General features: G+C 72.4%; 8 protein-coding genes. 4 read left to right on the top strand and 4 right to left on the bottom strand.

Features of this window, described 5'->3' with window-relative positions:
* Positions 1 to 138: 138 nt before the first annotated feature.
* The 4 genes from ACZ4XX_RS37800 to eccE all read right to left on the bottom strand — a co-directional run bounded on the left by ACZ4XX_RS37800 (position 139) and on the right by eccE (position 8005).
* Positions 139 to 1974, bottom strand: a complete 1836-nt coding sequence (locus ACZ4XX_RS37800) for an ABC transporter substrate-binding protein (protein ID WP_468512342.1) — start codon at positions 1972 to 1974, stop codon at positions 139 to 141.
* A gap of 192 nt (positions 1975 to 2166) precedes the next feature.
* Positions 2167 to 5643, bottom strand: coding sequence for an SCO5717 family growth-regulating ATPase (locus ACZ4XX_RS37795; protein ID WP_468512341.1), 3477 nt, complete (start codon positions 5641 to 5643; stop codon positions 2167 to 2169).
* Between the two features lie 227 nt (positions 5644 to 5870).
* Positions 5871 to 6704, bottom strand: a complete 834-nt coding sequence (locus ACZ4XX_RS37790) for a hypothetical protein (protein WP_468512340.1) — start codon at positions 6702 to 6704, stop codon at positions 5871 to 5873.
* On the bottom strand, positions 6704 to 8005 hold the full coding sequence (eccE, locus tag ACZ4XX_RS37785) for a type VII secretion protein EccE (RefSeq protein WP_468512339.1): 1302 nt from the start codon (positions 8003 to 8005) through the stop codon (positions 6704 to 6706). Before eccE ends, ACZ4XX_RS37790 begins: the two co-directional genes overlap by 1 nt.
* Before the next feature lie 190 nt (positions 8006 to 8195).
* Here eccE and eccB point away from each other — a divergent pair, with 190 nt between their 5' ends.
* The 4 genes from eccB to ACZ4XX_RS37765 all read left to right on the top strand — a co-directional run bounded on the left by eccB (position 8196) and on the right by ACZ4XX_RS37765 (position 11922).
* Positions 8196 to 9752, top strand: a complete 1557-nt coding sequence (eccB, locus tag ACZ4XX_RS37780) for a type VII secretion protein EccB (RefSeq protein WP_468512338.1) — start codon at positions 8196 to 8198, stop codon at positions 9750 to 9752.
* Positions 9753 to 9764: 12 nt separating this feature from the next.
* Positions 9765 to 11048, top strand: coding sequence for a type VII secretion-associated serine protease mycosin (mycP, locus tag ACZ4XX_RS37775; protein ID WP_468512337.1), 1284 nt, complete (start codon positions 9765 to 9767; stop codon positions 11046 to 11048).
* 190 nt (positions 11049 to 11238) lie between these two features.
* A complete protein-coding gene (locus ACZ4XX_RS37770) occupies positions 11239 to 11586 on the top strand; it encodes a WXG100 family type VII secretion target (RefSeq protein ID WP_266969815.1) in 348 nt (115 codons plus the stop codon).
* Positions 11587 to 11634: 48 nt separating this feature from the next.
* Positions 11635 to 11922, top strand: a complete 288-nt coding sequence (locus tag ACZ4XX_RS37765) for a WXG100 family type VII secretion target (protein WP_468512336.1) — start codon at positions 11635 to 11637, stop codon at positions 11920 to 11922.
* The last annotated feature ends 128 nt before the right edge of the window (positions 11923 to 12050 follow it).

Raw genomic sequence — 12050 nt, 5'->3', positions numbered from 1 at the left:
AAAGACGCTCTCTACTCAGCTCTCCGGGGGGTGGGGGGGGGGGGTGGGGTGGGGCATGCTGGCGTGTTTCCTCTCCCCCCTCCCCCCCCCCCCCCCCCCCCCCCCCACGTCGGCGGGGGTGCTCGTTGTCGTCACGGACTACTCGCGGTCGTCGGCGGTGGTGCGACGGCGGCGGGCGGCCCAGACGCCCACGGCGACGAGGACGAGCGCGACGGGGCCGAGGATCAGCCAGAGGGTGGTCGAGGAGCCGGAGCTGTCGCTGTCGGACGCGGAGGCCGTGGGCGTGGCCGACCACCAGCTCCAGTAGCCGTCCTGGCCCCACAGGTTTCCGGCGGCCTCGGGCATGGTCGTGATGGACGCGATCTGGTCCGTGCGGTACGCCTCGAGGGCGTTCGGGTAGGCCATGATGTTCATGTACCCCGTGTCGTACAGCCGGGACTGCATCCGCTTCACCAGATCCGCCCGCTTGGCGGTGTCGTACTCCACCGCCTGCTGCGCGTAGAGCCCGTCGAACTCCTTGTCGCAGATGAAGTTGTCGGTGGCCCCGGAGTCCTTCGGCGTCGCGGGGAGCGTGCCGCAGGTGTGGATCGACAGGACGTAGTCCGGGTCGGGGTTGACCGACCAGCCGTCGAACGCGAGGTCGTAGTCACCCTTGACCCAGGGGTCCGAGACGCTGTCCAGGCATTCGACCTTCAGGCCGATGCCCAGCGCGCCCCACCACTCCTGGAGGTACTTGCCGACCGCCTTGTCGTTCGGGTCGGTGGCGTGACAGAGGATCCGGAAGTTCAGCGGCTTGCCGTCCTTGTCGACCCGCTCGCCCTCGGCGTTCTTCCGGTACCCGGCCGCGAGCAGCGCCTTCTCGGCGGCGATGGGGTCGTACGAGCGCTTCTGGGCGTCCTCGGGCTTCCAGAAGTACGAGCCGAAGCGCGGCGGGATGTAGCCCTCGCCCTCGACCGCGTGGCCCTGGAAGACCTTGTCCACGAGGGTGGTGCGGTCGACCGCCAGGAAGAGCGCCCTGCGGACGGCCGGGTCGAGCAGCGCCTTGTGGCCGTTGCCGAAGGTCTTGCCGTCCTGGGCCCGCGCGCCGGGGTTGGTGGCGATGGCGTAGAAGCGACGGCCGGGAGCGTCGTTGACCTTGACGTTCTTCTGGGTCTTGAGCGCGGCGGCCTGGGCGGGCGTCAGATTCGGTACGAAGGACACCTCGCCCTTCTGGAGGGCGGCGACGGCGGCGTCCCCGTCCTTGTAGTACTTGAAGACCAGCTCGTCGAACTTCGGCGCGCCCCGCCAGAACGTCTTGTTCGGCTTGAGCTTGATGTACTGGTCGACCTTGAAGTCCGTGATGACGAAGGGCCCGTTGCCCACGATGGGGAACTGCTTGTCGTTGTTGAACTTCGAGAAGTCGCCGACCTTCTCCCAGACGTGCTTCGGCACGATCGGCACGTCGAGCGCGGTCATGGTGGCCTGCGGCTTCTTGAGCCGGATGACGAGCGTCTTCGGGTCGGGTGCGGTGACCTGCGCGAAGTTGGCCGTGAAGCTGCCGTTGGCGGTGGCGGCGTTCGGGTCGGTCATCATCTTGTTGAAGGTCCAGGCCGCGTCCTCGGCGGTGGCCGGCTTCCCGTCGGACCACTTCGAGTTCTCGCGGATCGTGTACGTCCACGTCAGCTTGTCCGCCGACGGGGTCCACGCCGTCGCCAGGCCCGGGACCGTACGGGCGTCCTGCGCGTCGTAGTTGGTGAGGTACTCGTACGCCAGCCGGTGGATGCTGGTCGAGGTGAGCTTCTGGGCGAGGAACGGGCTCAGCGAGTCGATGCTCTGTGAGACGGCGACGGTGAGCGTGTTCCCCGCGGACTTGTCGTCCTCCGCGGCGGCGGTACCGGGAACGGCCACGAGCGAGACGGCGGTGACACCGGAGGCGAGCAGCAGACGGAGCGCTCTGTGGGTGGGAGTGTGACGGGGCGGAACCTTCGTGACCATGACCATGGGACGTGACCTCGCGTCGGGGGATCTGTCGTGGATCTTGGGCTGACGGTGAGTGAAGCGAAGGTTTATCAGCGGTGGTCTGCCGTCGTCAACGATCCCTCAAACCCCTTGTGGGCTGCGGGAATGCCAAGAGGCCCCGTACCGGGGAACCGGTACGGGGCCTCATTGGTCTACTCCTGTGACGCCTTACTGCTGAGGGGCTGGCGGAGCCTGCGGCGGCTGCTCCTGCGACCAGTTCGGCGGTGGGACCTGCCCCTGTCCCTGGTCATGGCCCTGCCCCTGACCCTGCGGCTGCCCGTGACCGTGATCCTGCGGATCGGCCTGCGGAGGCAGCGGCTGACCCGGCTGCGGCTGCTGCCAGCCCTGCGGCATACCGGGCTGGCCGGGAGGCGCGCCGAACGGCTGTCCGGGCGCGGGCTGTGCTCCGTACGGCTGACCCGGCATCGGCTGTCCCGGCATCGGCTGTCCGGGCATGGGCTGGGCCCCGTACGGCTGTCCGGGCACGGGCGGCGCGCCGTACGGCTGCCCCGGCGCCGGCTGCTGACCGTACGGCTGCTGCTGCGGCTGCTGCGGCTGCTGCGGCGGGTACGGCTGACCGGGCTGGCCGGGCGGCTGCTGGCCGGGCATGGGCTGCCCCGGGACGGGCTGGCCGGGCATGGGCTGGCCGGGCATCGGCTGGGCCCCGTACGGCTGCCCCGGCACGGGCTGGCCGGGCGCGAACTGCCCCGGCACCGGCTGACCGGGCATGGGCTGCCCCGGCACCGGCTGACCGGGCATGGGCTGCCCCGGCATCTGCTGACCGGGCATCGGCTGTCCGGGCATCTGGTGGCCCGGCATCGGCGGGGCCATGTGGGGCGGCAGCGCGCCCTGGTTGTCGCCGGTCCACAGGCCCTGCGCCTGCTGCGCCCGGACGAAGTCCTCGGCCACCATCGCCGAGAGGTGGAAGTACGCCTCCCGGGTCTTCGGCCGCATCATGTCGAGGTCCACCTCGGCGCCGGCCGACAGGTGCTCGTCGAAGGGCACGACCACGACGCCGCGGCAGCGCGTCTGGAAGTGCTGCACGATGTCCTCGACCTTGATCATCTTGCCGGTCTCGCGGACCCCGGAGATGACCGTGATGGAGCGTTGCACCAGATCCGCGTAGCCGTGCGCGGAGAGCCAGTCCAGCGTCGTCGACGCGCTGGACGCGCCGTCCACGGAGGGCGTGGAGATGATGATCAGCTGATCGGCGAGGTCGAGCACCCCGCGCATCGCGCTGTACAGCAGACCGGTGCCCGAGTCCGTGAGGATGATCGGGTACTGCTTGCCCAGGACGTCGATCGCCCGCCGGTAGTCCTCGTCGTTGAACGTCGTCGAGACGGCCGGGTCCACGTCGTTGGCGAGGATCTCCAGACCGGACGGCGCCTGCGAGGTGAACCGGCGGATGTCCATGTACGAGTGCAGGTACGGGATCGCCTGCACCAGGTCGCGGATGGTCGCCCCGGTCTCGCGCCGCACCCGGCGGCCCAGCGTTCCGGCGTCCGGGTTGGCGTCGATCGCCAGGATCTTGTCCTGCCGCTCGGTCGCGAGCGTCGCGCCCAGCGCGGTGGTGGTCGTCGTCTTGCCGACACCGCCCTTGAGCGAGATGACCGCGATCCGGTAGCAGGAGAGGACGGGGGTCCGGATCAGCTCCAGCTTGCGCTGCCGCTCCGCCTCCTCCTTCTTGCCGCCGAGCTTGAAGCGGGCGGCGGCCCCGCCGGGCGTCCGGCTGGACTTGGGCTTCTGCTTGTTGTTCCGCAGAAGGCGGTCGGAGGACAGCTCGACGGCCGCGTTGTAGCCGAGCGGGGCGCCCGGTACGGACCGCTCCCGCTGGTCGTGCGTCACGGGCGAGGGCCAGGCGGCCCCGGTCCTCGGGTCGACGGGCTGTCCGTCGTGCGGCGGCTGGGGGGCCGGAGCCTGCGGGGGTACGGCGGCGGGGTGCGGGTAGCCGTAGCCGCCCTGGGCCTGCGGCGGCACGCCACCGGGGGGCCCGGGCTGTCCCCCCGGGCCCTGCGGACCGGCAGGTGCCCCCTGCGGGTAGCCGTAACCGGCCTGCTGCGGCGGCGTCCCGGGCTGCGGGAAGCCGTAGCCGCCCTGCGGGGCGGGAGCCGGGGGCTGGGGCTGCGGGGCCTGGGGGGCGCCGGGAGCCTGGGGGTAGCCGTAACCACCGGGAGCCTGGGGCGGGTACGGCGCCTGCTGGTCGTGCGGCGCCTGCGGGGGTACGGCGCCGGGGTGCGGGTAGCCGTAGGCGCCGGGCGCCTGGGGCTGCGGCTGGGCCTGCGGCGGTACGGGGCCGGGCGCGCCGGGAGTGGCGGGCGGCGGCCATGCGGCGGCGGGCGGCAATGGCGCGGCCTGGGGCTGCGGCTGTGCGCCGGGCTGCGCGGGCCACTGCTGGGCGGGCCCGGGAGCGGCCGGCTGGAACGACGGCGGCAGGGGCGGCAGTCCGGTGCCGGACTGCGGCCCGGTGGCAGGGAAGGGCTGCCCGGGGGCGGGCACGGGCGCAGGAGCGGCACCGGGGAACGGACCGGGAGCCGCGTCGGGACCGAAGCCCTGCGGTGCGGCGTCGGCCGGCGGATGGGGGACCGGAGCCATCGGCTCGGTCAGTGCTTCGGGAGCGGCCGGGACGGCCTCCGGAAGCGCCGCGTCGCCGGGGGCGTCCGCGGGCATGGCGTCGGCGGGCACGGCGTCGGCGACCGATCCGGAGCCGGTATCGGCGTCCTCCGTGCGCGGGCTCGTGCTCGCCATGGCGTCGGCGGCCGGTCCGGACGCGGCCTCGGCGTGTACTTCCGGTGCCTCGGGTGCCTGGGACGCTTCGGGCGTCTCCGATGCTTCGTGTGCGTCGACGGAGAGGACGTCCTCCGTGCCGGACTCCGTCACGTCCACCGCCGCCGCGGCGGCCGCTTCGGTCTCGGCCGACGTGCTGTCGTCGGCGGTCGGGGCCGGCTCCTCGGCGTCGGCACCGGGCGTCGCGGGAGCGGCGGGGGTGGCCTCGGTGGCCTCCGCCGCGCGCTCCGCGATCTCGCGCTGCAGCGCGGCGGGGGAGAAGCGCATGGTCGAGCCGCTCTCGACGTCCCCGCCCCCGAACGGCGCCGCGGGCGCGGGCGCCGCAGCGCCCGGCAGCGGGGCGGGCGGCGGGAAGGAGCCCGGCGCCGAGGCGTCGGAAGCCGCGACGACGGGAGGCGTGACGACCGGGGGAGCGGCGACCGGGGGAGCGGCGACGGGGGGAGCGGCGACCTGAGGGGTGACCGCGGGAGGCGTGACAGCCGGAGGTGCGGCCACGGGAGGCATCCCCACCGGGGGTACGTGCCCGGCGACCGGAGGCGTAGCCGTCGCAGGTCCACCCGCCACGGGCGTGCCGGCCACGGGCGTGCCCCCGGCAGGCGTACCCGCCGCCGGAGATCCCGTGTTCCAGCTCGGCTCGAAGCCGCTGCCCGCGGGGAGGCCCGGGACCGGGACCGGCGCTCCGCTCGGCGGCGGGGGAGTGGCACCGCCGGCCCCCGCACCGCCCGACGCGTTCTGCGTGTACCAGGCCGGCGGGGTGTAGTCGATGGTGAACTCACCCGTCATCTCGGCGGGATCCGCGTCGGACTGATCGTCGGCGGGCGGACTCCAACCCCCGTGGATCTCGTCGCGATCGCCGTTCACTTTGCCTCCTGGTGTGGTCGAGCACCCTTGTGCCGTTGTGGGCGGGGCTCTTCCACCCTAATCGGCGCGGGCAACCCCCGGGCAGGCCCGCCGGTCCCTCGGTGCCCGTCCCCGTGACCCGGTCCGGTCACCAAGTGACCTGACCACGTCGAAGAGTGAGAACCCCGACGGTTCAAATCGATGCAAAAACGGACGTACTTGAACGACTTTGTGCTGTTCGGTGCCGTTCAGTCCATCCTGCGCGCGGCGCCCAACAATCCGGTCTCGGCGTCGGTGCCCTGCGTCATGACGAACTGGCGGTCGCTCGGCGTGCACCAGAGCGTCACTCCGTCCGCGAGCGTGGAGAGCGCCTCGTACTCGTGGCGCGGCAGGCTCATGATGCGGCCGATCTGCGTGGCCTCGTCGGGGGACACCCGCTGGACGCCGACCAGCGAGGACTTCTCCAGGAGCCGGGGCGCGACCGGGCTCAGATAGGGCAGCAGCGTGACCACCGACTGCCAGGGCGCCGACACCACGCGGCCGCGCGGCGGCCGCATGCCGCAGTCGCGGATCACGACCACGGGACTGCCCGCGGACGCGCCCTGCGGCGGCACCCGTCCCACGTCGTGCAGCGCGATGCACGGCTGGCCGCCGCCGGCGGCCTGCGCGAGCGCCGTCCAGGCCTGCGCGCGGCCCGTCTCGACCGCCACCCGGGCGCCCGTGGCGGCCGCCCGGAGGGCCAGCACCTGGGCGGTCCACAGACCGCCGATGAGTGTGATGTCGTACGGGACGGGCCGGTTGATGCCGAGCACGGCGGGCCGGCTCTCGGCGTCGACACCGATCACCATGCCGTCGTCACCGACCGGCAGCGCCAGCGCCTCGAGTTGGTCGAGCGGTACGGAGTGCCGGTCGCGGCGCGGCCCGACGAGCCCGAAGCCGAAGCGGGGCTTCGTGCCCCGGCCCGTCCCCCTGGAGCCGGCGCCGCGCGCGTCGGCCCGGCCGCTGCCACCGGCGCCCGAACGGGCCGGCGTACCGAAGGAGGAGGGAGAAGAGGAAGAAGGAGAGGAGGCGGCATGGGACATCAGCGCGCACCCCCCAGCGGAAGCGTCGCGAGGATCCCCGGCACCTGTTCACGGTCGAGTCGCACGAGTCCCGTCCTCACCCCGCGCGCGGCGCGCTCCAGTTCGTGGCGCGCGGCCACCAGTTCCTCGTCGCTGCGCCCGGTGATCCGTACGTGTCCCGTCACCGTCACCTCCTGCCGGTCCCCGCCGCTCAGCGTCAGGCTGAACGTCGTCGCGAGCGCGGGCAGCGAGGTCAGCAGGGCCACCAGCTGCGGCATCGACGCCCCCGAGCCGCCCTGGCCGCCGAGCTGGGGCCAGCGCCCCACCCAGTACGTGGTGTGCCGCCGGTCGTCCACCCGCCAGGTCCGCGCGGTCTCCTGGGTCCGGCGTCCCTGCGTCTGTCCCCGGCCCGCCTGTGCTATCGCCATCGGGCTGGCGCAGGTCGAGGTGGCGAGCGCCGAGACGAGTTCCTGCTCCGTCAGCACGCTCGCGGCGAACCCGGCGCCCGCGAGCCGGCTCGCCAGCTGGTCCGCCGCCCGCACCACGCACTTCTGCGCGCCCTTGAGGCCGCCTCCGCGCGCGGCGACCGCCTCCGGGCAGAGCTCGGGGTCGAGTTTGAGCGCGATCCAGGTGATCCGTACGGCGGGCGAACCCGTCTGCGCCTGCAGCGGCCCGTAGTTGCGCGCGGCCATCGACTGCGCGGGCAGGTGCGGCGCGGGAGCGGGCTGCGTGTGCTGCACGATCTGCGCCGACTCCAGGCGGATGCCGTCCACGCTCAGGACGTCCCGGACGAGCCCGACCGGCAGCGGCGCGGCCGCGCGGTCCGGGCGCAGCGCCGTGCCGTCCGCCTCGACCCGCAGGACCGCGGTCAGGAAGGTGCCGTCGCCGATCATGCCGACCGGTCGCCGGTCGCGGTCGCTGTACGCGTAGGTCCGCAGGGCCGGGTCGCACTCCATGACCGGCGCGAGCCCCGGCTCGGTGCCCTCGGGCACCGTGAAGGAGGACGCCTTGCGGGTACGCGTCCGCAGCGCGAGGAACGTTCCGAGCCACTCGGGAAGCGAACGGCGGTGCCGGCGGACGACCGCCATCAGCACGAGCACGACGGCGACCACGCCCGCGGGAACCATCAGCATCGGCTCGACGACCCAGGCGACGAGCAGCAGCGCCGCCGCCACCTCGATCAGTACGAGCTGTTGCAACTGGAACGAACCGAAGTGTCCCGGGCGCGCCTGGAGCTTCGGCGAGACCGAGGAAACAGGCCCCGTGGACGGGGGTGCGGAGGCGGTGGCCGCGGCGGGCCGCGTCCGCGTCGCGGAAACCATGATGGAGAATCCCCCTCAATTCATCCCGATCACCCTGGCCCGCCAGGGCATTGGCGGCCGGATCACCCTACCCGCCCCACGAACCCCACGGGACAGCAGGCATAGTAGGGGGCCGGTCCGACGGCCGGGGCCCGGGTGTCACCTCCCCCGGCTCCCGCGCGAAGATCGCGCCTGACGAGAATGGGGACTCATGGCATCGCGGCGGGACGAGCTCAACGCGTACACCTTTGCGAAGAAGCGCACGGTGGCGGCATTCCTCCAACCCTCGCCCTCCGGCACGGAGGAGGGGGCACCGAAGCCGCTGCGCGCGGTCCTTCCCGGGTTGATCGTCGCCGCGCTCGTGGTGGCCGGCTTCGGCGCCTGGGGCATGTTCAAGCCGCAGGCCCCCAAGGGCTGGGACACCCCCGGCACCCGGGTGATCGTCGGCAAGCAGTCGACGACCCGGTACGTGGTCCTGGAGACCGGCAAGGGCAAGGACAAGAAGACCCTGCTCCACCCCGTGCTCAACCTCGCCTCCGCGCGGCTCCTCCTCGACCCCGAGCAGTTCCAGGTCGTCCAGGTCGCCGACAAGACGCTCGACGAGGGCAAGGGCACGCCCCCGCGCGGCCCGATCCTCGGCATTCCGTACGCCCCCGACCGGCTGCCCACCGCGGACGAGGCGGGCAAGGCCAAGCGTTGGGCGGTCTGCGAGCAGCCCGGCGGCGGCACGGGCGCCAGCGTCCAGAAGGCGACCTTCGTCTTCGCCGAGCGGGATCTGAAGCTCACCGACGACAAGAACAGGCTCGACGACGGGGAGACGCTGTACGTCAAGGGGCAGGCGGGGTCGGCCCAGTTCCTCATCGACCACACCGGCACCAAGTACCCGCTGAAGGCCGAGTCCACCGGACTCCTCACCGTCCTGTTCGGCCTCGACACGAAGCCGCAGCCGGTCACCGACGACTGGCTCGCCACGCTGAAGACCGGCGACGCGATCGACTTCCCGCACATCGACAGCAACGAGGTCGGCCGGACCACCCAGATCCCCGGCTCCAGCCTGACCCCGACCGAGAGCCGGATCGGCAACGTCCTGCTCGCGCCCACCGGTTCCGGGCCCCAGCACTACGTCGTCCTCCCCGGCAAGGTCCAGCCGGTCACGCCGTTCACCGCCGAGCTGCTCATCAGCGCCCCGCAGACCCGGTCCCTCGACATGGACGGCAAGCCCACCCCCGCCGACGCCTCCTCCTTCGTACCGGACCCGACCGTCTTCCACGGTGAGGTGAACTGGCCGAAGAAGAAGTCCGAAACGGTCAACTCCGTCACCGGCCCGGACGCCCGCGACACCGTCTGCAGCGTCCTCACCGGAGTCGGCGAGCAGGGCCAGACGACCCTCGCGACCTGGGCCGGCCCCCAGTACCCCGCCGACATCACCGCGGGCGGCAGCAGCACGTACGTCACGCCCGGCACCGGCCTGCTGTACACCCAGACCCAGGGCAAGCAGCAGACGCCCGGCGGTTCGCTGTTCCTCGTCACCGACACGGGACTCCGCTACGCGGTGCAGGCCAACGGCGACAGCGACTCCGCCCGCTCCGAGATCGGCGCCGGCGACAAGGAGAAGCCGACCGACGGACGCCCGGAACCCAGCGACGCCCAGAAGCGTCTCGGCTACGACAAGGTCGTGCCGGCCCGCGTCCCGATCGAATGGTCCGAGTTCCTTTCGAAGGGCCCCCGGCTCGATGCCAACAGCGCGGCCCAGCCGCAGGGTTCCTAGGGGGTGGCACCGATGACGACGACCAACCGCGCCGCGGCACTCCTCGCCGCCGGCACCCTCACCGCGCTCCTCGCGGCCCCCGGCGCGGCCTCGGCCGCGCCCGCCGCCCCGGAACCCCGTGACGCCGCCGGCCCCGCCCCCGTCCTCGACGGCAGCGGCGAGTGCACCTTCCCGATGAAGAAGCAGATCGCGGACACCCCCTGGCCGCTCCAGCGGGTCCTCCTCGACGAGCTGTGGCAGGACACCAAGGGCAAGGGCGTCAGGGTCGCGGTCATCGACACGGGCGTCGACGACGTCAACCCGCAGCTGAAGAAGGCCGTCGACGCCAAGGCGGGCAAGGACTACCTCAAGCCCGACAAGGAGAACCGCGGCTTCGGCGACGAGCAGCGGGGCAAGACCGACGGCACCGTCGACCTGGTCGGCCACGGCACCAAGGTCGCCGGGATCATCGCCGCCCGCCCCGACAAGGGCAACACCGGATTCGTCGGGCTCGCGCCCGAGGCGACGATCATCCCGATCCGGCAGAACGACGAGAAGAACAGCGGCAAGGCCGACACGATGGCGGAGGCCATCACCTGGGCCGTCGCCAAGGGCGCCCACGTCATCAACATCTCGCAGGACACCACCCAGCGACTCGGCCCCGAGACGAAGATGGCGAAGGCGGTGGCCGAGGCCATCAGAAGGAACGTCGTCGTCGTGGCCTCCGCCGGAAACGACGGCATGGACGGCACGTCCAAGCTGACCTACCCGGCCGCCTTCCCCGGCGTCCTCGCCGTCGCCTCCTCCGACCGGAACAACGAGCGGGCCGCGTTCTCCCAGGCGGGCCCCATGGTGGGGGTCGCCGCCCCCGGCGTCGACATCGTCTCCACGGTCCCCGGCGGCGGCCAGTGCGTCGACAACGGCACCAGCTTCTCCGCGCCGTACGTCGCCGGTGTCGCCGCCCTGCTCCGCGCCGAGCACAAGGACTGGACAGCGGCCCAGATCGTCGCCCGGATCGAGCAGACCGCCGTCCGCTCGGTCAACGGGCGCGACGACTACGTCGGTTGGGGCGTGGTCGACCCGGTGCGGGCACTCGCCGACGCCCCCGGGACGCCGCCCACGGCGCCCGTGCCCGACCCTCGCCCGCCCAAGCCGCCGGCTCCCGAGCCGGCGCGTCTGGCGCTGTCGGAGACGCCTCAGGAGCGCTCCGAACGGCTCGCCACCTACACGTTGGGGATCGGGGTCGTCCTGGTGGCCGTGGTCGCCGGGACCGCCACCGTGATCCGCGACAGCCGACGTGGAAGGGGGGTCCGTTGACCGGCTCGTCGGTCAAGTATCCCGACCCTCCTTTGCAGTTGGAACTGCCGCCGTCAATGGCTAAAGTGACCGCGGGGCGTACGGCAGTGCGATCCCAGCACGGGGGCGGCATCAGAAGATTCCCGTCCGCATCACGACCGGATGGCCCGACGGCCCAGCCGTCGACGCCACCGAAGGAAGAAGGGGCAAGATGTCGAAAGACCTGAACGTAACCAGTGCCGAACAAGTCAAGCTCGCCGGCCGGATCCAGGACTTCTCCGACGAGCTCCAGTCCCGCATCACCTCGCTCAACAGCGTGGTGGACCGCGTTCAGGCGGGCTGGCAGGGCGCTGCGAGCAAGGAGTACGACCGGGTCCAGAACGACCTGAACCAGCGCCTGCGCAGCATGCGCCAGGAGCTCTCCAACCTCGAAGAGATGATGCGCATGAGCGCCGACGGGTTCTCGCGCGAGGAGGAGGACCGTCTGCGGTCCTTCCGTTCGATGGACACCGGCGGCGGCGCCGGCGGCGGCAACTCGAGCGCCATCCTCGGCGTCTGAGCCACTCGACCAGTCCACCGGGCCACTCTCACTTCAGGAGTCAACACCATGACCACTGCGGTCAATTACGACACCGTGACGCAGGCGGCGGCCGACACCCGTCTGACCTCCACCACCCTCAACCAGAAGCTGGACGACCTCATGGCCGAGGTCAACCGCGTCGCCAGCAACTGGGAGGGTGAGGCCAAGATCGCGTACCGCGAGACCCAGGACCGCCTGACCCGCGACATGGCCGGCATGAACCAGGACCTGGCGCGCATCGCCCAGCTCCTCGACGAGTCGGTCATCGGCTACCAGGACACCGACCGGGGCAACGCCGCCCGGTTCCGCATGTGACATCCCGCGGACCTACGTGAGGGGGTGGGGCGGCTCCCGGCGGGGCAACCCCCCCCCCGCGTTCGACACCTACCCCCAGCCGAGACCCCCCCCCCTTGCCCCCCAGGAGAAAAAAGCCCCCCCAGCCT

Source organism: Streptomyces sp. NPDC029956 (genome assembly GCF_055574655.1).
The sequence above is the reverse complement of the archived record's forward strand: the minus strand, read 5'-3'. Positions and strand labels throughout refer to the sequence as shown.